At 47.7% G+C, this 22,084-nt stretch carries 20 protein-coding genes; 18 read left to right on the forward strand and 2 right to left on the reverse strand.

Going from position 1 to position 22,084, the window contains the following annotated elements; translation table 11 throughout:
* Positions 1 to 12: 12 nt before the first annotated feature.
* Both DWZ44_RS00465 and DWZ44_RS00470 read right to left on the reverse strand, forming a co-directional pair.
* Positions 13 to 1,047 (reverse strand): 3-deoxy-7-phosphoheptulonate synthase, encoded by a 1,035-nt coding sequence (locus DWZ44_RS00465; RefSeq protein WP_117804024.1) that lies wholly within the window; start codon positions 1,045 to 1,047, stop codon positions 13 to 15.
* A 167-nt stretch (positions 1,048 to 1,214) separates the two neighbouring features.
* Entirely contained in the window at positions 1,215 to 2,576 is a 1,362-nt protein-coding gene (locus DWZ44_RS00470) for a polysaccharide biosynthesis protein (RefSeq protein WP_055218215.1), read from the reverse strand.
* A gap of 158 nt (positions 2,577 to 2,734) precedes the next feature.
* Here DWZ44_RS00470 and DWZ44_RS00475 point away from each other — a divergent pair, with 158 nt between their 5' ends.
* The 18 genes from DWZ44_RS00475 (at position 2,735) to smpB (ending at position 21,987) form a co-directional block, all read left to right on the forward strand.
* Positions 2,735 to 3,190, forward strand: coding sequence for an RrF2 family transcriptional regulator (locus tag DWZ44_RS00475; protein ID WP_022463329.1), 456 nt, complete (start codon positions 2,735 to 2,737; stop codon positions 3,188 to 3,190).
* Between the two features lie 6 nt (positions 3,191 to 3,196).
* Positions 3,197 to 4,378: a cysteine desulfurase NifS gene (gene nifS / locus DWZ44_RS00480; protein ID WP_022463328.1), complete on the forward strand. Its 1,182-nt coding sequence runs from the start codon at positions 3,197 to 3,199 to the stop codon at positions 4,376 to 4,378.
* Positions 4,379 to 4,485: 107 nt separating this feature from the next.
* Positions 4,486 to 4,923, forward strand: a complete 438-nt coding sequence (gene nifU / locus DWZ44_RS00485) for a Fe-S cluster assembly scaffold protein NifU (protein ID WP_022463327.1) — start codon at positions 4,486 to 4,488, stop codon at positions 4,921 to 4,923.
* 2 nt (positions 4,924 to 4,925) lie between these two features.
* On the forward strand, positions 4,926 to 6,020 hold the full coding sequence (mnmA, locus tag DWZ44_RS00490; RefSeq protein WP_055218213.1) for a tRNA 2-thiouridine(34) synthase MnmA: 1,095 nt from the start codon (positions 4,926 to 4,928) through the stop codon (positions 6,018 to 6,020).
* Positions 6,017 to 6,817, forward strand: a complete 801-nt coding sequence (locus DWZ44_RS00495) for a histidinol-phosphatase HisJ family protein (RefSeq protein ID WP_117760395.1) — start codon at positions 6,017 to 6,019, stop codon at positions 6,815 to 6,817. Before mnmA ends, DWZ44_RS00495 begins: the two co-directional genes overlap by 4 nt.
* A 264-nt stretch (positions 6,818 to 7,081) precedes the next feature.
* Positions 7,082 to 8,095, forward strand: coding sequence for a type I glyceraldehyde-3-phosphate dehydrogenase (gap, locus tag DWZ44_RS00500; RefSeq protein WP_022463324.1), 1,014 nt, complete (start codon positions 7,082 to 7,084; stop codon positions 8,093 to 8,095).
* Positions 8,096 to 8,309: 214 nt separating this feature from the next.
* Positions 8,310 to 9,503 carry a phosphoglycerate kinase gene (locus tag DWZ44_RS00505; protein ID WP_022463323.1) on the forward strand — a complete coding sequence of 398 codons (1,194 nt, stop codon included), beginning with the start codon at positions 8,310 to 8,312 and terminating at the stop codon, positions 9,501 to 9,503.
* 81 nt (positions 9,504 to 9,584) lie between these two features.
* Entirely contained in the window at positions 9,585 to 10,337 is a 753-nt protein-coding gene (gene tpiA / locus DWZ44_RS00510; RefSeq protein ID WP_022463322.1) for a triose-phosphate isomerase, read from the forward strand.
* Between the two features lie 247 nt (positions 10,338 to 10,584).
* Positions 10,585 to 11,865 carry a type I restriction endonuclease subunit R, EcoR124 family gene (locus tag DWZ44_RS00515; RefSeq protein WP_416822260.1) on the forward strand — a complete coding sequence of 427 codons (1,281 nt, stop codon included), beginning with the start codon at positions 10,585 to 10,587 and terminating at the stop codon, positions 11,863 to 11,865.
* A gap of 84 nt (positions 11,866 to 11,949) precedes the next feature.
* Entirely contained in the window at positions 11,950 to 13,458 is a 1,509-nt protein-coding gene (locus DWZ44_RS00520) for an ATP-binding protein (protein ID WP_117509089.1), read from the forward strand.
* 347 nt (positions 13,459 to 13,805) lie between these two features.
* Positions 13,806 to 14,189, forward strand: coding sequence for a RidA family protein (locus DWZ44_RS00525; protein WP_055218381.1), 384 nt, complete (start codon positions 13,806 to 13,808; stop codon positions 14,187 to 14,189).
* A 15-nt stretch (positions 14,190 to 14,204) separates the two neighbouring features.
* A complete protein-coding gene (locus DWZ44_RS00530) occupies positions 14,205 to 15,494 on the forward strand; it encodes a homoserine dehydrogenase (protein ID WP_117509088.1) in 1,290 nt (429 codons plus the stop codon).
* A 181-nt stretch (positions 15,495 to 15,675) separates the two neighbouring features.
* Entirely contained in the window at positions 15,676 to 17,217 is a 1,542-nt protein-coding gene (gene gpmI / locus DWZ44_RS00535; RefSeq protein ID WP_022463319.1) for a 2,3-bisphosphoglycerate-independent phosphoglycerate mutase, read from the forward strand.
* Positions 17,218 to 17,487: 270 nt separating this feature from the next.
* Complete coding sequence (locus tag DWZ44_RS00540; protein ID WP_117509087.1) at positions 17,488 to 17,721, forward strand: hypothetical protein; 234 nt, start codon at positions 17,488 to 17,490, stop codon at positions 17,719 to 17,721.
* A 56-nt stretch (positions 17,722 to 17,777) separates the two neighbouring features.
* Entirely contained in the window at positions 17,778 to 19,121 is a 1,344-nt protein-coding gene (gene eno / locus DWZ44_RS00545; RefSeq protein WP_022463318.1) for a phosphopyruvate hydratase, read from the forward strand.
* Between the two features lie 86 nt (positions 19,122 to 19,207).
* Positions 19,208 to 19,444, forward strand: coding sequence for a preprotein translocase subunit SecG (gene secG / locus DWZ44_RS00550; protein WP_055226503.1), 237 nt, complete (start codon positions 19,208 to 19,210; stop codon positions 19,442 to 19,444).
* 223 nt (positions 19,445 to 19,667) lie between these two features.
* The gene (rnr, locus tag DWZ44_RS00555; protein ID WP_243001829.1) at positions 19,668 to 21,497 is read left to right on the forward strand and encodes a ribonuclease R; all 1,830 of its coding nucleotides are present in this window, start codon (positions 19,668 to 19,670) and stop codon (positions 21,495 to 21,497) included.
* Positions 21,498 to 21,516: 19 nt separating this feature from the next.
* The gene (smpB, locus tag DWZ44_RS00560; protein ID WP_022463315.1) at positions 21,517 to 21,987 is read left to right on the forward strand and encodes an SsrA-binding protein SmpB; all 471 of its coding nucleotides are present in this window, start codon (positions 21,517 to 21,519) and stop codon (positions 21,985 to 21,987) included.
* Positions 21,988 to 22,084 lie beyond the last annotated feature (97 nt).

Genomic DNA, 22,084 nt, shown 5'->3' on the forward strand with positions numbered 1-22,084 from the left:
TGTTGAGAAAATTTAGCACTCCTCAGCAATATCGTAAATCAGTCGTTCGGTCTGATCCCATCCAAGACACGGGTCGGTAATGGATTTTCCGTAAACATGGGTTCCGCATCCGATTTTCTGATTGCCAGGCTCCAGATAGCTTTCGATCATAACACCTTTTACGAGACTTTCGATATCCTTGTTGCATCGTCTTGTGTGCAGAACGTCTTTGACGATACGGATCTGCTGCTCGTATTTCTTTCCGGAGTTGGAATGGTTGGCATCGATGATGGTAGCCGGGTTTACGAGATGTGTTTCGTTGTATTTCTCCAGCAGAAGCTGAATGTCCTCGTAGTGATAGTTCGGCACGGAGTTGCCGTGCTTGTTGGTCGCACCGCGGAGAATGGTGTGCGCCAGCGGATTTCCGCTTGTCTTTACCTCCCAGGTACGGTAAATAAAGGAGTGGGAGCCCTGTGCGGCAATGACGGAGTTGATCATAACAGAAAGATCACCGCTGGTCGGGTTTTTCATGCCGGCCGGAATGTCGATGCCGGAAACAGTCAGACGGTGCTCCTGGTTTTCTACGGAACGTGCGCCGACCGCAACATAGGAGAGAATATCGGACAGATAGCTCCAGTTGGACGGATACAGCATTTCGTCTGCAGAAGTCAGATCAGTCTCTTCTACTACACGCATATGCATTTTACGCATGGCGATCAGGCCGTGCAGCAGGTCCGGCTTTCCTTCCGGGTCCGGCTGATGAACGATACCTTTGTAGCCTTCACCTGTGGTACGCGGTTTGTTGGTATAGACACGCGGGATGATGATCAGTTTGTCGGATACTTTGTCGGCAACCTTTGCCAGACGGTGATTGTACTCCAGAACAGCGTCTTCGTTGTCTGCGGAGCAAGGTCCTACGATAACAAGAAATTTATCGGAATCCCCGGTAAAGACTTTTGCGATTTCAGCGTCACGCTGTTTTTTGATTTCGGTTGCGCGGGCGCTTAAGGGATATTGTTCCCGGATCTCTGTTGGGGTGGGAAGTTTTCTTACAAATTCAAGGCTCATTTTCGTTCTCCTTTATCTTAGATGCACTTCTTTTCTAGCTGCGGACAGAGGAGCGTTCTTGTGTGCCCCGTCGCAAACTATCTATAAATTATAATACATAACGCGAAAATTGTCGATATTTTTTCGGCGAAAATTCTGTTTCTCTTAAAAAAGATAGAAAAAAGGTATCAATGAACAGCAAATCCGTTTGCAGATTCCCGATGCAGGAACAAAAGTGCCATTGTCATAATGGTAAGTTCACTTGCAAGAATACCATAGAGATAGCCACGGATGCCGAAAACCGGGACGAGAAAAAGAATTGCAAGAATACGAATTACATCTCCGGCAAGGTTCTGGAAAAAAACGAGAGAAGTTTTTCCAAGGCCGTTTAAAATGCTTCCAAGTGTCGTTTCCAGATAGAGAAAAGGACTTAAAAATGAAAGGATACGCAGAAAAACGCCGACTTCTTCGTTTTGAAAAAGGAAACGTCCAAGCCACGGACCGAAAAAGAAAAAGGCAAAAACAGCGGAAGTGCCAAGCAGCACACAGAAAGAAATTGTATAACGGATCGTGTCTGATATTTGCTCCGGCGTACCGTCGGCCTGCTGTTTTGCTACGCCGGGCAGAAGCATGACGGACACCGCGTGGGTGATGGCAGATGGAAAAAAGATCATAGGAAGTGCCATACCGGTGAGAATGCCATACTGCGAGAGCGCTGCTTTCCGGGAAAGACCGAAGGTGACCAGACAGCCGGGGAGCAGAGCACTTTCAATGCTGTGGAGGACATTCAGAAGAATACGGTTCAGCGTAAGCGGAAGATTCAAAACGGCAAGCTCTCGGAAGGTATCGTACCAGAGGGTCTTTTCTTTGAAAAAAACAGAAATCGGGCGGTGTTTCTGAGGGGACCTGCTGTGCGAGACGGACAGGCAGGCCATCAGAAAGAGACACGAAAAGAGTTCGCCGGCGGCAGTACCGAATGCAGCGACAGCGGCAGAGGGGAGGCTTGTGGAAAGACAGAAAAGCCAGGCAAGGTAGGAAGCGCCCATGCGCACGAACTGTTCCAAAAGCTGGCAAAAAGAAGGCAGTGCCGTCTGATTCTGGCCAAGATACCATGCCGAGAGACAGTTGTGGATCCCGGAGGGGAGAATGCCGAGTGATAAAATCCGGAGGAGCAGAATCGTCCGCGGCTCAAAAAGAAGCCGTGTTCCGATAAAATCCGCGCTGAAAAAGAGAAAGATGGAGGCGGAGAAGGAAAGTATCACTACAATGCCGCATCCGGCCGCCAGACAGATCTTTGCCCGTCTGGAATCCTTTTTGGCAAGGTACGATGCGACAAAGCGCGAGAGCACCGTCTGCATGCCGCCTGCGCCAAGGGAGAGCATCAGTGCGTAGAGTGGTGTGGCGAGCTGGTAGATACCAAAGGCTTCCGCACCGATCCGGCGCGACAGGAATATTCTATAGAGAAATCCAAGAATTCTGCAGATGATCCCGGACGCGGTCAGGATCAGTGTGCCAAGAAGAAGCGTGTTCTTTCTTGTGATTTTCAGCATGGGATAGACTCCTTTCACGGCATTGCGCAGATAGTCTAAAATATGCGAAAAAACTCCTTGACAGAACCCCGTGAGAGGTGCTATTCTGAGTGAGAAATAAATCCGATTAAAACTGTCGGAATTGGAAAACGACAGCACAGGAAAAAGGAGAACCAGGAATGAAATTATCGACCAAGGGAAGATATGGCCTGCGTGCCATGATCGATCTGGCGAGTCACGAAGAAGAGGGTGCAGTGTCCATTGCCAGCATTTCAGAACGCCAGAATATCTCAGAGAGCTATCTGGAGCAGCTGGTGCGTCCGCTTCGAAAAGCCGGATTCATTGAGAGTGTGCGGGGAGCAGGCGGTGGATATGTACTTGCAAAACCGGCAGATTCCATTTCGGTAGGAGATGTTCTCCGTGTGCTGGAGGGCGGACTCGAGGCAGTCACGTGCTCGGTCAATGAAGGCCTGGGCGGCTGCGATGCGGCCGATTTCTGCGTCACGCGTTTTGTGTGGCAGAGGATCAATGAGGGAATTACGAACGCTGTGGATTCCATCAGCCTCGGAGAGCTGGTTCAGCAGAGCCGGCAATTAGAGAAAAACAGAAACAGCGATAGAAATGACAAGGAGTGAACAACAATGATTTATCTGGACAATGCGGCAACAACAAAAACAGCCCCGGAAGTTGTCGAGGCTATGCTTCCTTATTTCAGCGAATACTACGGAAATCCATCCAGTATTTATGCAATTGCAGGAAAAAGCAAAGAAGCCATCACCAAAGGAAGAGAGCAGATCGCAAACGTGCTCGGCGCAAAACCGGAGGAAATTTATTTTACAGCCGGCGGCAGCGAGTCCGATAACTGGGCGTTAAAAGCTACCTTTGAAGCATATAAAAATAAAGGAAACCACATCATTACCACAAAAATCGAGCATCATGCGATTCTTCATACCTGTGAGTATCTGGAAAAAGAGCGCGGTGCGAAAATCACCTATATCGGCGTCGATGAGAACGGCGTTGTCAATCTGGATGAACTCGAAGCAGCCATCACACCTGAGACCATTCTGATTTCCGTTATGGCGGCAAACAACGAAATCGGAACGATTCAGCCGATCAAGGAAATCGGAAGAATTGCAAAAGAACACAATATTTTATTCCACACAGATGCCGTACAGGCATTTGGCCAGATCCCGATCAATGTGGATGAGTGCAATATTGATATGCTCAGTTCCAGCGGTCATAAGATTAACGGACCGAAAGGAATCGGCTTCCTTTACATCCGAAAGGGTGTGAAAATCCGCTCCTTCGTACACGGCGGTGCGCAGGAAAGAAAACGCCGTGCCGGAACAGAAAATGTACCGGGCATCGTAGGATATGGAGTTGCGGCAGAGCGTGCGGCAAGAACTATGGCGGAGCGTACCGCAAAAGAAATCGAAGTACGTGATTATCTGATCAACCGTATTTTAACCGAGATTCCGAACTGCCGTCTGAACGGCGATCCGGTAAAACGTCTGCCGAACAACTGCAACATCAGCTTTGAATTCATCGAGGGAGAGTCCCTTCTGATCATGCTGGATATGAAAGGTATCTGCGCATCCAGCGGTTCTGCATGTACTTCCGGATCCCTGGATCCGTCCCATGTACTGCTGGCCATCGGACTGCCGCACGAGAAAGCACACGGTTCCTTACGTCTGACTTTAAGTGAGGAGATCACAAAAGAGGACGTTGATTTTGTTGTAGAGCAGATTAAAGCGATCGTAGACCGTCTGCGCAGCATGTCCCCGCTGTATGAGGATTACATCAAAAAACAGCAGGGTAAATAAGTTTAAAAAAATAAGACAGTCCATCCAGAAAGCCGGTACAGAAAAATTCAGGTAAAAGCTGTGCCGGAGGAGGACTGCTTTGAAATAGTTCAGGAGGAAGAATAACAATGTACAGTGAAAAAGTAATGGATCATTTCCAGCATCCGAGAAATGTAGGAGAAATTGAGAACGCAAGCGGTGTAGGTACCGTTGGAAATGCAAAATGCGGCGATATCATGAGAATGTATCTTGACATCGACGATAACGGAATCATTCAGGACTGCAAATTCAAAACCTTCGGCTGCGGCGCCGCAGTTGCAACCAGCAGTATGGCAACCGAGCTGGTAAAAGGAAAAACCATCCAGGAAGCTCTGGAAGTAACCAACAAAGCTGTTATGGAAGCACTCGACGGACTTCCGCCGGTCAAAGTTCACTGTTCTCTGCTTGCAGAAGAAGCAATTCACGCTGCACTCTGGGATTACGCAGAGAAACACCACATCAAGATCGAAGGTCTTGCAAAACCGAAGTCTGATATCAGCGAGGGCGAGGAAGAGGAAGAATACTAAGTATGGGAAAAAAGAAAGTAGTCGTTGGAATGTCCGGCGGCGTAGATTCCTCGGTGGCAGCGTATCTCCTGAAAAAAGCAGGATACGATGTCATCGGGGTGACCATGCAGATCTGGCAGGATGAGGCCGAGACAGTCCAGGAGGAAAACGGGGGCTGTTGCGGCCTCTCTGCTGTTGATGATGCAAGGCGCGTGGCACAGGTGCTGGACATTCCGTATTATGTCATGAACTTCAAAAAAGAGTTCCGTGAGAACGTCATGGACTATTTCACGAACGAATATCTCTGCGGCAGAACACCGAACCCGTGTATCGCCTGCAACCGCTATGTGAAATGGGAAGCGTTGCTTCAGCGCAGTCTTTCCATTGGAGCGGACTACATTGCGACCGGACATTATGCAAGAATCGAACAGCTTGCCAATGGACGGTATGCGATTGCAAATTCGGTAACAGCGGCAAAAGACCAGACGTATGCACTGTATAATCTGACCCAGGAGCAGCTTTCGCATACGCTGATGCCGGTCGGAGACTACACAAAAGATCAGATTCGTGAGATTGCAGCAAAAATCGGTCTTCCGGTAGCAAAAAAGAAGGATTCCCAGGAAATCTGCTTCGTGCCGGATCAGGATTACGCTTCCTTTATCCAGAACGAGACAGGAATCGTGGCACCGAAAGGCAATTTCGTGAATACAAAGGGTGAAATCCTCGGTACCCATGAGGGGATTACCCATTACACCGTAGGACAGCGCCGCGGACTCGGCCTTCCGATGGGACACCGCGTGTTCGTACTGGAAATCCGTCCGGAGACGAACGAGGTTGTGGTCGGCGAAAATGAAGAGGTTTTCGCAAAAGTAGTAAAAGCAAACAAAGTAAACTATATGGCAATTCCGCCGCTGGAACTTGGAGAAGAGCTCTCCTGCACCGCAAAAATCCGGTACGGGCACAAAGGCTCCCCGTGCGTGATCAAACGGACCGGGGAAGATGAGATTACCTGTACCTTCCCGGACGGCGTGCGTGCTCCGACACCGGGACAGGCTGTTGTCTTCTACGTGGACGGCTGTGTCGGCGGAGGCGGAACGATTACGGAGGCCGAAAGATGAAAATAGCGGACTGTCATATGCACAGTTTCTTTTCAAGTGACAGCGAAGCACCAACAGAAGAGATGGTAAAACGGGCAGTCGAGCTGGGACTTCCGGCAATCTGCCTGACGGATCACTACGATATGGATTACAGTACCGGCGAGTTCCAGCTCGATACACCGGCATATGCGGCAAAAATCCGGGAACTGCAGGAAAAATACTACGACAGAATCGATATCCGATTCGGCGTGGAACTGGGACTGCAGCTCCACTTAAAAGAACGGATGGAAGAGTATGTAAATGCGTGGCCGTTCGACTATGTGATCGGATCCATGCATGTCATTGACGGAAAAGACCCCTATTATGAGGATGCTTTCCCGGACTGGACAGCAGAAGAGCTGTACCGGGCGTATTTTCGGGCTACAGCAGAAAATATCCGGTTCTTCCACAATTTCCAGACGCTTGGTCATCTGGATTATGTGGTACGCTACTGCAGAGAAAAGGGAAAAGATTACAGCTACCGCGCATTTGCGGACGAGATCGATACCATTTTAAAAGAGCTGATTCAGTACGATATCGCGCTGGAAATCAACACCGGCGGCTACAAGGCAGGCCTTGGCGTGCCGAATCCGACGCCGGATGTTATCAGAAGATACTGGGAACTGGGCGGCGAAAAGATCACCTTCGGTGCCGATGCCCACAAACCGGAACATATAGCGTTTCATTTCGCGGACGCGGCAGCCATCGCGCAGGAAGCCGGATTCCGGTACTACGTGCGGTTTAAAGAGAAGAAGCCGGAATATCTGCCGATCCAATAGAAAACGCGCAGGAAAAGCCGGAAAAAAGCCCCAGAAAGGCTGGATTCCGGCTTTTTCTGCAATAGACGGATCTTTCGAAATTTTGCAGAAATACGGATCGGCATCCGGCCTCTTCACAAATTTTAGAAATAATTTCGTATTTTCTTGAAAATAGAACTTGAATTTTCCGACGAAATTAGGTATTATACAGATAAGGTTGATGTTTCTTTAACAAAGTACAGAGACTCAAAATTAAAATTCACTTTTTAGGAGGAATTGAAAATCATGGCAGTAAAAGTAGCAATCAATGGTTTTGGCCGTATCGGACGTCTTGCATTCAGACAGATGTTTGGAGCAGAAGGTTATGAAGTAGTAGCAATCAACGATTTAACATCCCCGAAGATGTTAGCTCATCTGTTAAAATATGACTCTTCTCAGGGAAAATATGCTCTGGCTGATACCGTAACATCCGATGAAGATTCCATCACAGTAGATGGCAAAAACATCAAAATCTATGCTTTCCCGGATGCTAACAACTGCCCATGGGGAGAGCTTGGCGTAGACGTAGTTCTGGAGTGCTCCGGATTCTACACCTCCAAAGCAAAAGCTCAGGCACACATCAATGCAGGTGCTCGTAAAGTAGTTATCTCCGCTCCGGCTGGTAACGACCTTCCGACCATCGTTTACAATGTAAACCATGAGACCCTGACAGCAGACGATAACATCATCTCCGCTGCATCCTGCACCACAAACTGCCTTGCACCTATGGCAAAAGCTCTGAACGAACTGGCTCCGATTAAATCCGGTATCATGGTTACTATCCATGCTTACACTGGAGATCAGATGACTCTGGACGGACCGCAGAGAAAAGGCGATCTGAGAAGATCCCGTGCAGCTGCAGTTAACATCGTTCCAAACAGCACAGGTGCTGCAAAAGCAATCGGCCTTGTTATTCCGGAACTGAACGGCAAACTGATCGGTTCTGCACAGCGTGTTCCAACCCCAACCGGTTCTACCACAATCCTTACAGCAGTTGTAGAAGGAACTGTAACTGTTGACGAGATCAACGCAAAAATGAAAGCATCTGCAACCGAGTCCTTCGGATACAACACAGATGAAATCGTATCCAGCGACATCGTTGGTATGAGATATGGTTCTCTGTTCGATGCAACTCAGACCATGGTTCTTCCGCTGGACAACGGAACAACAGAGGTACAGGTTGTTTCTTGGTATGATAACGAGAACTCCTACACAAGCCAGATGGTTCGTACCATCAAATACTTCAGCGAGTTAGCATAATTTAACAAACTGAACGGCAAAATTTCAGAGCCCAAAGGGTCCGGTCTGTTAAGGACCGGACCCTTTTTGCGAATGCGGCGGAAAAATACGGCACAAAAACAGCCCTTTTCCGTGTGCAAAAATTATAAACTGCATTTTTAAATAAGGACCGCGATGCCGCAAAAACAAAGAAACGGCGCGGCAGATGCAGTTGGATATATGGAGGGAAACGCCCATGTTAAACAAAAAAACCGTAGATGATATCAACGTAAAAGGAAAAAGAGTCCTTGTAAGATGCGACTTCAACGTTCCGCTGATCGATGGAAAAATCACAGATGAGAACCGTCTGGTAGCTGCTCTTCCGACGATCAAAAAACTGATCGCTGACGGCGGAAAAGTAATTCTCTGCTCTCATCTTGGAAAACCGAAAGGAGAACCAAAACCAGAGCTTTCTCTTGCACCGGTTGCAGTTCGCCTTTCCGAGCTTCTCGGACAGGAAGTTAAATTTGCAGCAGATCCTGAGGTTGTAGGACCGAACGCAAAAGCAGCTGTTGAGGCTATGAAAGACGGAGATGTAATCCTTCTGGAGAACACCCGTTATCGTGCGGAAGAGACCAAAAACGGTGAGGAGTTCAGCAAAGAACTGGCTTCCCTGTGCGACGTATTCGTAAACGATGCATTCGGAACCGCACATCGTGCTCATTGCTCCAATGTTGGTGTTACTAAATATGTTGACACTGCAGTTGTTGGTTATCTGATGGAGAAAGAGATCGCATTCCTTGGAAATGCTGTCAACAATCCGGAGCGTCCGTTTGTTGCCATCCTTGGTGGATCCAAAGTATCCAGCAAGATTTCTGTTATCGACAACCTGATCGATAAAGTTGATGTCCTGATCATCGGCGGTGGTATGGCTTATACCTTCGCAAAAGCAGCAGGCGGCACCGTTGGTGATTCTCTGCTTGAGATGGATTATCTGGATTATGCAAACAAAATGAAAGAAAAAGCAGCAGCAAAAGGCGTGAAACTGCTTCTTCCGGTAGACAACGTTGTTGCAGATGCATTCTCAAACGACGCAAATACACAGGTTGTTCCGGCCGGACAGATTCCGGATGGCTGGGAAGGTCTGGATATCGGACCGGAAACTGCAAAACTGTTCGCTGACGCTGTTAAAACTGCTAAAACCGTTGTATGGAACGGACCGATGGGATGCTTCGAGATGCCGAATTTCGCAGCAGGAACCAAAGCAGTTGCAGCAGCACTGGCTGAAACAGATGCAGTTACGATCATCGGCGGCGGAGATTCCGCAGCAGCTGTAAATCAGCTTGGATATGGCGATAAGATGACTCATATCTCCACTGGCGGCGGCGCTTCCCTGGAATTCCTGGAAGGAAAAGAACTGCCGGGCGTTGCAGCAGCAAACGACAAATAAAACAACGATTCAGAGCGCAAGCGGAATCGAGAGGTGGCTCTGAACCGTTTCAATAAGTAAAACTAAGGAGATCAAACGATCATGGCAAGAAAGAAAATTATCGCCGGAAACTGGAAAATGAACATGACTCCGAGCGAGGCAGTAGAGTTAGTTAATACATTAAAACCACTGGTGGCAAATGACGACGTTGACGTGGTTTTCTGCGTACCGGCCATCGATATCATCCCGGTTGTAGAGGCTGCAAAAGGCTCCAACATCCAGATTGGTGCTGAAAATATGTATTTTGAGGAGAAAGGTGCTTTCACAGGCGAAATCTCCCCGGCTATGCTGACAGACGCTGGCGTGAAATACGTTGTACTTGGCCACTCTGAGAGAAGAGAATACTTCGCAGAGACCAGCGAGACCGTAAACAAAAAAATGCTGAAAGCTTTCGAGCACGGCATCACCCCGATCATGTGCTGCGGAGAAACTCTGGAGCAGAGAGAGCAGGGTGTAACGATGGATTTCATCCGTCAGCAGGTAAAGGTTGGATTCCTGAATGTAACAGCAGATCAGGCAAAAACAGCCGTTATCGCTTACGAGCCAATCTGGGCAATCGGAACCGGCAAAACTGCTACAACAGAGCAGGCTGAGGAAGTTTGCAAAGGCATCCGCGAGTGCATCGCTGAAATCTATGATGATGCAACAGCAGCAGCTATCCGTATCCAGTATGGCGGCTCTGTAAACGCAAAAACCGCACCGGAACTGTTCGCACAGGAGAACATCGACGGCGGCCTGGTAGGCGGAGCATCCCTGAAACCAGATTTCGGAGCTATCGTAAACTACAATAAATAATTGATTTTTATACGAAATCAATAAATAAAACAGACTAAGACGCCACCAAACACGGTGAATTTGGCAGAAATGCTGAAAGTGAGATGTTTGGTGGCGCTTTGCTGTTTTTTATGCAACATATAATCCTTGATTTAGCTATAGAGAGTGCCAGTTTGTGCAAAAAGAAATCACTTCGTTTCTGTGTTTTGAAGCGGAGTGATTTTTTGCGCGGATTGAAAAATTCACGTTTTCGTGATATGCTTGTTTTATATCTGTCGACCAGCCGTCCAGAGAGTTTCTGGAAGAAGTAATCAAGGATTATAACAAAATGTTCCATACGAACTACGATACCTCAAGTGATAAATTCCAGAATTATTATAAAGATGTGTCGCTTCGCATGAAGAATAAGGAATTGGACATTCTGATCGTAGTCAATATGTTTCTTACCGGTTTTGATGCGACGACTATGAATACGCTGTGGGTGGATAAAAATCTGAAAATGCACGGACTGATACAGGCGTTTTCCCGTACAAACCGTATTCTGAATTCTATCAAGACCTTTGGAAATATTGTATGTTTCAGAAATCTGCAGAAGCGAGTAGATAGTGCCATTTCCTTGTTTGGGGATAAGAATGCCGGGGGCATTGTTTTGCTGCAGAGCTTTAAGGATTACTATTACGGATATGAATCCGTAGATGGTAAGCCAATGCCAGGGTATGTGGATCTGATGGAGGAATTGAATCATAAGTTTCCGCTGTCAGAACCGCAGATTGTCGGAGAGCAGAACCAGAAGGATTTTATTGCTTTGTTTGGTGCTATTCTTCGTATGAGAAACCTTCTGCTTTCCTTTGACGAATTTAAGGGGAATGAGCTGATTTCTGAGCGCAATTTGCAAGACTACATTGGACGTTATCAGGATTTGCGTGACGAGTGGAAACGGAAACGCCGGGAAAGTACGGATATTACAGATGATGTGGTGTTTGAAATTGAATTGATCCGGCAGGTAGAAATCAACATTGATTATATTCTGATGCTTGTAAAGAAGTATCATGATACCCACTGTGAAGATAAGGAAGTGCTGATAACCATCAATAAAGCGATTGATGCCAGCCCGGAGCTGCGCAGCAAGAAACAGCTTATTGAAACCTTTATTGCAGGAATCAATGATGTGGACGATGTTATGGATGAGTGGCATGAATTTGTTGTGGAACAGCGTGATTATGATCTTAATGTAATTATTGTGGAAGAAAAATTGAAGCCGAAAGACACACGAAAGTTCATAGAGAATGCGTTTCGGGACGGAGAGATCAAAACAGCGGGAACGGATATAGATAAAATCATGCCGCCAATTTCTCGTTTTGGTGGTGGCGGAAGAGCCAAGAAAAAACAGAGAGTCATTGAAAAACTGAAAACGTTTTTTGAAAAATATTTCGGTATCGGTGGTTCGTATTCCTTTAATGAGCCAGAGCATAAAGCCGTGACATACGATCTGAGCGATCAGGAAACAGTGTTGATGGCGGCAGAATCTGAAGCACCATACGGAAAATAGTCATAAATGAATGGAACCACATTGGAAGCAAAAAGCAAAATAATAGAGTCATCATGGACAAAACTTAATCATGGAGGTGATCGGATGACAATAGAAGAAATCCTTGCTGGAGAATCCAAGAACGTTGAATTCAAAGTACAACGTCCAGACAAGAGCATGAAATATATGAAAACGGTTGTTGCTTTCGCTAACGGAAAAGGTGGGAGGATTATATTTGGTATTGACGATAAAACAAGAGAAGTTGTTGGCATTCCGGAGGATAAAGTTTTTCGGGAGATTGATGCGATTACGAATGCTATTTCTGACAGTTGTGAACCTACAATTATCCCGGATGTTTATTTGCAAAATATAAATGATAAACCTGTAATTGTTGCAGAAATCAGGACGGGACGTCGGAAACCATATTATATTAAGGCAGAGGGGCTGGAGAATGGCGTATATATTCGAGTTTCTGGAACAACACGCCCTGCTGACCGTGATATGTCAAGAGAATTATATTATGAATGCGATGCCCGCTCTTTTGATTCAATAATCCGCAGAGATATAGAAGTGACCGATGAAGATATTAAAAGTCTCTGTGAACAAATGAAGGAAGTTGCTATTGCCAACTGCAAATCCAATCTTCAGCGATCAGCAGTTAAAGATGTAACGAAAAATGTTTTGCTCAGTTGGGGAATTTTGAAAAAAGATGAGAATGAAAAAATCTATCCGACAAATGCGTATATTTATTTAACGGGACAAGGTGGACTCCGTTCCATGATACAGTGCGCTGTGTTTAAGGGAACGACGCGAGCTGTCTTTTTGGATCGACGTAATTATGAAGGACCGCTTTGGAAGCAAGTAGAGGAAGCGGTGCAGTTTGTCCTTAGAAATATTCGTATGGGATGTCGGCTGGAAGGAGTATATCGACAGGATATTTATGAACTGCCGCCGGATAGTATCCGTGAGTTGATCGTTAATGCAGTTATGAATTGCAGTTACATTCAGAATTCTAATATTCAGGTGGCAATTTATGATGATCGCTTGGAGATCACATCTCCTGGTGGACTGCTTCCTGGCGTAACGATTGAGTTGATGAAGGAAGGATTTTCAAAAATCCGAAATCGTTCGCTTGCCAATGCTTTTGCCTATATGAACCTTGTGGAAGCATGGGGAAGTGGTATTCCGAAACTTATGCAGGCTATGCAGGAATACGGATTGCGTGAACCGGAATTTATTGATATGGAAGTAGCTTTCCGCATCAATCTTTATCGCGGCCAGAATGAGGTCATTGAGGTCAAAAATCGAGATCATGACCTCAATCATGGGTCAAATGATCTCAATCGTGAGCCCGATAATCTCAATCATGAGCCTGTTGACCTCGATCGAGATCCCAATGACCCCAATCATGATCCCAAAGATGACCTTGAAATTCAATTGTCAGAAATGATTTATAAAAATCCGGAACTGACTCAGAAAGAATTAGCAAAAGCGCTTGCAGTTTCTACGGCAACGATTAAGCGTATGCTTACAAAAATGCAGCATGAAGGTAAAGTTATCCGTGAGGGGTCTAATCGAAAAGGAAAATGGATATTGACGGATAAAATGAAATAGGATTGATGATTTGATTGGAAAAGGCAAATGAATTTACCGGCTTTTTTAAGAAAATCAGACGAACTTACAGAACAGTTATCAAAGAAACAAGTGATTGCTGTTATGTCGACATATCACAAAAGATATCCTAGACGGAGTGCGTTCATACATGAATTAATAGAATTTGGATATGTGAAATGAACGATTCTGAACTTTTCTTGTGTCCGGGAGCGGCTTTTTCGCACTTGCGGACATCTCCCACATGTGATATGATGGGAACGACAAAAGTGTCGGAAAAACCGCATGATAGAGGGAAAAAACGCGGCAAATCAGACGACGCGAAAGAAAGCATAAAGGAGAATATGATTATGGCAAGAGAAATCATTAATACAGAAAAAGCACCGGCAGCAATCGGACCTTATGTACAGGCAGTCGCAGACAACGGCCTTTTATTTATTTCCGGACAGCTTGGCTTTGATGTAGAGCATGGCAGCGTGATCCCGGAAACCGTAGAAGAGCAGGCAACCCTCTCTTTAAAGAATCTGGACGCAATCATGACAGCAGCAGGAACTGACCGCACGAAAGTGATGAAAACAACCATTTTCCTGACCGATATGAACGATTTTGCCAAGGTAAATGAAGTATACGGTGCTTTCTTTGGCGAGTCCAAACCGGCTCGTTCCTGTGTAGCAGTTGCCGCTCTTCCAAAAGCAGCAAAAGTAGAAATTGAATGCATCGTATCCCTGAAATAAGAGGGAGAGATGAGTATGGCAGAGGAAAGAGTAATTAAAATCGGAATGCTGGGTCTTGGCACCGTCGGTACCGGTGTGTACAAAGTGCTGAAAAGCCAGCAGGAGGAAATGCTTCCGAAGCTGGGAGCGCGTGTGGAGCTGAAAAAAATTCTCGTGCGCAATGTGGAAAAAGCAGCTGCAAAGGTTGATGATCCGTCGATCGTTACCATGAACTTTGAGGACATTGCCAATGACCCGGAGATTGAGATTGTTGTTGAGGTTATGGGTGGAAAACAGCCGGCTATGAATTACATTCTTGCCTGCCTGGATGCAGGAAAGAATGTTGTAACGGCAAACAAAGACCTGGTGGCATCTGAGGGTAAAAAAATCCTTGCGGCAGCAAAGAGAAACGGAAAGGATTTTCTCTACGAGGCATCCGTGGCGGGAGGAATTCCGATTATCCGTCCGGTGAAACAGTGCCTTGCAGCCAATCATATCACAGAGCTGATGGGTATTTTCAACGGTACCACAAATTTTATTCTGACAAAAATGTCGCAGGAAGGCATGGAGTTTGGCGATGCACTCCGTCTGGCGCAGGACATGGGTTATGCGGAAGCAGACCCGACCGCAGATGTGGAAGGTCTTGATGCCGGCCGGAAAGTGGCAATTCTTGCTTCAGCAGCGTTCAATTCCAGAGTGACATTTGAAGATGTTTACACCGAAGGCATTACCAAAATCACGGCGACCGATATCCAGTACGCAAAAGAGATGGGATGCACGATCAAGCTGCTCGGCGTGGCAAAAGATACCCCGGAAGGAATCGAAGCTCGCGTTCATCCGATGCTGATCGACAGCAATCATCCGCTTGCGACTGTCAATGATTCCTACAATGCCGTATTCCTGACAGGCGATGCCGTACAGGATACGATGTTTTACGGACGAGGTGCCGGAGAGCTTCCGACTGCGAGTGCTGTTGTGGGTGATATTTTCGATGTCGTGCGCAATATTTTATGGAACTGCTGCGGCAGAATCGGCTGCACATGCTACCGGGAATGCCCGATCAAGCGTGTCGGCGAAATTAAGTCGAAATATTTTGTACGCATGCAGATTGAAAATCGGTATGGAACGCTGGCATCGGTAGCTTCTGTCTTTGGAAACAACAAGGTTTCGATTGCACAGATGCTTCAGAAACGTGTCAATGGAAAATACGCCGAGATCGTCGTCATTACGGACGAGGTCAAAGAGCGCCATTTTGAGGATGCCATGCAGATTTTAGGCGGAATGTCGATGATCCAGGAGATTTCTTCGACAATCCGGGTATACTAACAAAATGTAACAATTCAGATCCATGCGAAATGGAAGAAAAATCGCGAATCATGCTTGCATGAAGGAGCGCTTTTTCTGGAGTTTCATATGGCGAAAAGCAACATCGAGATGCAGCGTAAGCGGAATCGAGATGGGGATCTGGATTGTTACCCCAAAATTAAATCAAAGAAGGGAATTCACAATGAGTAAAAAACCAACCGTATTAATGATTCTTGACGGATATGGACTGAATGACAAATGCGAGCATAACGCTGTCTGCGAAGCAAAAACTCCGATTATGGACCAGCTGATGAGCCAGTGCCCGTACGTAAAAGGACAGGCCAGCGGACTTGCTGTAGGTCTTCCGGACGGACAGATGGGTAACTCTGAGGTAGGCCATCTGAACATGGGCGCAGGCCGCGTTGTATATCAGGAGCTGACCAGAATCACGAAAGCAATCCAGGACGGTGATTTCTTCGAGAATGAAGAGCTGGTAAAGGCTGTTGAAAATGCAAAAGCAAATAATTCCGCACTGCACCTGTTCGGACTTCTTTCTGACGGCGGTGTTCACAGCCACATCACCCACGTATTCGGACTTCTGGAGCTGGCAAAACGTAAGGGTCTCGAGAAAGTTTATGTACACTGCTTCCTGGATGGCCGTGACACTCCTCCGGCATCCGGAAAATCCTATGTTGAGCAGCTGCAGGCAAAAATGGATGAGATCGGTGTCGGCGAAATCGGCGTGATCTCCGGCCGTTACTATGCAATGGACCGTGATAACCGCTGGGATCGTGTCGAGCTGGCTTACAAAGCTCTGACAAAAGGGGAAGGCGTAGAAGGAACCGATGCGGCAGAGGCTGTTCAGGCTTCTTATGATGCTGAAAAAACCGATGAGTTCGTTCTGCCGACCGTTCTGAAAAAAGACGGAAAACCGGTTGCAACGATTCAGGATAAAGATTCTGTGATTTTCTTCAACTTCCGCCCGGACCGTGCAAGAGAGCTGACAAGAGCATTCTGTGCAGATGAGTTCACCGGATTTGAGAGAGAAAAACGTCTGGATCTGACCTACGTATGCTTCACGGAATACGATGAGACCATCCCGAACAAATCCGTTGCATTCAAAAAAGAAGAGATCACCAATACCTTCGGTGAGTATCTGGCAGCACATAACATGACGCAGGCTCGTATCGCCGAGACCGAGAAATATGCACATGTAACCTTCTTCTTCAATGGCGGCGTTGAGGAGCCAAATAAAGGTGAGGACAGAATCCTTGTGAAATCCCCGAAGGTTGCTACTTATGACCTGAAGCCGGAGATGAGTGCTTACGAAGTATGCGACAAGCTGACGGATGCCATCCGTTCCCAGAAATACGATGTCATCATCATCAACTTTGCAAATCCGGATATGGTTGGCCATACCGGCGTTGAGAGCGCAGCAATCCAGGCAGTTGAGGCTGTTGATGAGTGCGTAGGCAAAGCAGTTGATGCATTAAAAGAGGTTGACGGCCAGATGTTTATCTGTGCGGACCACGGAAATGCAGAGCAGCTTGTAGACTATGAGACCGGCGAGCCATACACCGCTCATACCACCAATCCGGTTCCGTTCATTCTGGTTAATGCAGACCCATCCTACACGTTAAGAGAGGGCGGATGCCTGGCAGACATCGCACCGACCCTGATCGAGCTGATGGGAATGGAGCAGCCAAAAGAAATGACAGGAAAATCCCTGCTGATTAAGAAATAAAGAGAAATCGTGAAAATGTCCCTGCCGGATTCGTTTTGAAACGGGTGCGGCAGGGATATTTTATCATAATAATCTGAAAATAAAAATAATTACGCAATAAGAGACAGAATAAAAATGAAAAACAGATAAAAAATCAAAATAAAGTGTTGACAAACGGTGAGAAAACTGATATAGTAAAGTCAACAAAAGAAAACGGAAGAAAAAAACAGAAAGAGAGGACGGACCACCGAGAACATAACGAATTACCCCATAAACTAAGAAAGCGAAGGTATGGACCCAAGAAAACGTAACGAAGTACCCCAAAGTGAAACAAAAGAACAAAAGAACAAAAAAAGAAAGGATTCAGTCCAATGCACAGTTCTAACTTATGAAAGCCATCCGAAAATGGAAAAATCGGATGGCTTTCATATTGCGTTTTTTATGTTTGAAAAGAATAAGGACTGGAAAAAAGAGGTTTCGACAGAGAGAGCAACATATTTTTCCCATAGCACGGTCATACTGTGAACGCAGAGAAGAAACTTGGTTACTGTTCACTTTGCAGCAAAACAGGAGGGAAAACTATGTTTCGATATTTACCAATTCGAAGCGTGACAGGAAGAGAAATTCTGGATTCGCGCGGAAATCCGACCGTAGAGGTGGAAGTGGCCGTCGGGGAGGGGATTCTCGGGCTGGAAGGCCATATGGGGCGTGCCCAGGTGCCGTCCGGGGCATCGACAGGAAAATTTGAGGCACTGGAAAAAAGAGATCAGGAAGTGCGCTATCTGGGGCAGGGCGTGAGAAAGGCTGTAGAAGCGGTCAATACCGTGCTGGCCGATGCCGTTGTCGGCGAGAATGCGCTCGAGCAGGAGCGGATTGACCATATCCTGTGCCAGGCAGACGGAACCGAAACGAAAGAAAACCTCGGGGCAAACGCCATTCTCGGTGTCTCACTTGCTGTAGCGCGCGCGGCGGCAAATGCGCTTCATCTGCCGCTGTACCAGTACCTGGGCGGCTGCCACACAAGCCGTATGCCCGTGCCGATGATGAATATTTTAAACGGCGGCCGTCATGCCGACAACACCGTCGATCTGCAGGAATTTATGATTATGCCGTGCGGCGCTCCCTCATTTCGGGAGGGTCTTTCCATGTGCGCGGAGATTTACCATACGCTGAAGCAGCTCCTGAAGGAGAAGGGATACTCGACTTCTGTCGGCGATGAGGGCGGCTTTGCGCCGGATTTAAAGGATTCCGATGAAGCACTGCAGCTCATTGTCAATGCGGTCCAGAAAGCCGGCTATGCGCCCGGAAACGACGTGATGATCGCGATCGATGCGGCGGCAAGCGAGCTCTACGAGGAGAGCAGGAACGTCTACTACTTTCCCGGGGAATCCCGTCAGTGCGGAAAGACAGTATTTCGGGATACCGCAGAAATGGTTGCCTACTATGAGGAACTGATCGAAAAATACCCGATCGTATCCATCGAAGACGGGCTGTGCGAGGACGATTTCGAAGGCTGGAAACAGATGACGGAAGCGCTCGGGAACAGAGTACAGCTGGTCGGGGATGATCTGTTTGTGACGAATGTAAGAAGGCTTTCCTGCGGCATTGCACTTGGCACGGCAAATGCGGTTCTGATCAAGGTAAACCAGATCGGAACGCTCTCTGAGGCGCTGGATGCGGTGGAGATGGCGCAGAGAGCAGGGTACCGCGCCGTCATTTCCCACCGGTCCGGAGAGACAGAGGATGATTTTCTGGCAGACCTTGCCGTCGCGACAGGCGCCGGCCAGATCAAAACCGGAGCACCGTGCCGGTCGGAGCGGAATGCGAAATACAATGAGCTTCTCCGCATCGAGGAACGCCTCGGTGAGGAAGCGAAATACCGGAATCCGTTCCCGCAAAAGGGAACCGGCGTAAGAGAATGGTGAAAAACGGCGTAAAATAGGCAAATAACAGTTGAAATCGTTCTTCCGCTATGGTAAAATAATATAAGTTGGCCGTAGGAGGTGTAATTGTGGAAATTTTAAGAACGATTTTGACAGTCATTTATGTCATTGATTGTATTGCTTTAACCGTTGTTGTATTGATGCAGGAAGGAAAACAGCAGGGTCTCGGTGCTATCGCAGGTATCTCAGACACTTACTGGGGAAGAAACAAAAGCCGTTCTGCAGAAGGAACTCTGATCCGTGCAACAAAAATCATGGCAGTTCTGTTTATTGTACTGTCGGTTGTATTAAACATGAATTTTTAGCAAAGTAAAGACATCCTTATTCCCACGAGAAGGCGTAAGGGTGTCTTTTTCTACAAAGAGGAGATAATAGATGAAAGATAATAAGAAGAAAAAAGATCGGAGGAAATATCCGCAGGGCAGTGCGGCGTCCCATGCAGGACAGAACAGCGGGAACCATGGCGGTCATGCGGGCCATCCGCGTTCCAGAAGTTCGAAACTGCTGAAAAACCGCAAGACGCTGCTCATGGATCTCGTAAGCTCGAAAAACTATGAGCCGATGCGTCTGAAAGACATTGCCATGCTGCTGCAGGTGCCGAAAGCAAAACGGTCGGAGCTTGCGGAGGTTATGGAAATCCTGGTAAAAGAAGGAAAAATCGATGTGATCTCCGACGGCCGTTACCAGAAGAGCCGCGGTGCATCCACAACGACGGAAAAACGGGAAAAAAGAGACCGCCGCGCCGGAGAGCAGGGCAGAAGAGGACGCGATGACCGATTCCGTAGAAAGAATGGAAAGGACGGCGACACAGAGAAGAAGCCGCGTATCCAGACTGTCGATATCCAGGCAGTCGTGGACGTTTACCAGATCCCGGAGGAGTTCCCGGCACGCGTGATCACACAGGCAGAAAAATGCCCGGAGGAAGTAATTCCAAACGATTACAATGGCCGCCTCGATCTGAAAAGCTGGCAGATGGTGACAATCGACGGCGAGGATGCCAAAGACCTCGATGACGCCGTATCCGTCACAAAAGCGGGCGATACGTGGACGCTTGGCGTTCATATCGCTGATGTCAGCAACTATGTGCAGGAAAATTCCGCCCTCGACCGTGAGGCGTTAAAGCGCGGCACCAGTGTCTATCTGCCGGACCGCGTCATTCCGATGCTGCCGAAGCGTCTGTCAAACGGCATCTGTTCCCTGAATGAAGGACAGGAGCGCCTGGCACTCTCCTGTATTATGACGATCAACGAGAAAGGCCGTGTGATCGGCCATCAGATCGCTGAGACGGTGATCCGCGTGGACCGCCGCATGACCTACACCGCCGTCAATGCAATCCTGACCGAGCCGGAAGCACATCCGGAGCTGCTGGAGGAATATCATGAGCTGGTTCCGATGTTCCGCCAGATGCAGGAACTGTCTGCACTGATCCGGAGCTGTCGGAAAGAACGCGGAGCAATTGATTTTGAATTCCCGGAGAGCAAAGTAATTCTTGATGCAGAAGGGACGCCGGTGGAGATCCGCCCGTATCCGTCGAACGTGGCAACACGGATGATCGAGGACTTCATGCTGATGGCGAACGAGACCGTGGCAGAGGAATACTGCACACGCGAAATCCCGTTCTTATACCGGACGCATGACAAGCCGGACGGAGACCGCATGGAGGCAACGCTGACGCTGATCCGTGAACAGGGCATCAAAGTCGAAAAGCGTTCCCATGAGATTACGCCGGGTGAGGTGCAGAAGATTCTCACCAGCATCGAGGGAACCCCGGAAGAGCCGCTGATCAGCCGCCTGCTGCTCCGGTCGATGGCAAGAGCCATTTATACCCCGGAATGCAGCGGCCACTTCGGACTGGCAGCGTCATATTACTGCCATTTTACCTCACCAATCCGCCGTTACCCGGATCTGCAGATCCACCGCATTATCAAGGATGATCTGCGGGGACGTCTCGACAAGGGCGGCAGAATCGGCAAATATTCGTCCATTTTGCAGCATGTGGCGGAGCAGTCGAGTGCGATGGAGCAGCGTGCTGCAGAGGCAGAAAGAGAGGCTGTGAAGCTGAAGAAAGCCGAATATATGCTGGAGCATGTCGGCGAAGAGTACGACGGCGTCATTTCCGGCGTGACCGGATGGGGCTTCTATGTGGAGCTGCCAAATACCGTTGAGGGACTCGTTCACATCATGACACTGAAAGACGATTATTATAATTTTGATGAAGAAAATTACCGTCTGGTCGGAGAGCAGCACGGAAGAGTATTCCGCCTTGGTGAGCCGGTGCGTGTCCGTGTACGAAACGCCGAGCCTGCCAACCGGACAATCGATTTTACGTATGTAGAAAAAGAAACCGAGACAGAATAAATCCCTGGAGGAAAAAGTTATGGCAAAACAAAAAGGAAATCGAATGATTGCCAACAATAAAAAGGCATATCATGACTATTTTATCGAGGATAAATACGAGGCCGGCATCTCCCTTGCCGGTACCGAGGTAAAATCCCTCCGCATGGGAAAATGCAGCATCAAGGAGTCCTTCATCCGCATTGAGCGTGATGAGGTATTCATCTACGGCATGCACATCAGTCCGTACGAGAAGGGCAACATATTCAATAAAGACCCGCTGCGCATCCGGAAACTGCTGCTGCACGACTATGAGATCCGCAAACTTGAGGCGCAGATCAAGGAAAAAGGCTACACGCTCGTTCCGCTGCAGGTGTATTTTAAAGGCAGCCTCGTAAAAGTCGAGATCGGTCTGGCACGCGGTAAAAAACTGTATGATAAACGGCAGGATATCGCAAAGAAGGATCAGAGACGTGAGGCGGAGAGAGATTTCAAAGTTAAAAATCTGTATTAAAAATCCTTGACAAAAAGTATGGGGAAAGACTATAATACAATATACGGCAGTTGAAAGAGAGTTTTCACTGCACCGGGACGATCTGTTTGCGTCCCCG

Source organism: Blautia sp. AF32-4BH (assembly GCF_003460565.1).
In the GTDB taxonomy this organism is placed as follows: Bacteria; Bacillota; Clostridia; order Lachnospirales; family Lachnospiraceae; genus Fusicatenibacter; species Fusicatenibacter saccharivorans.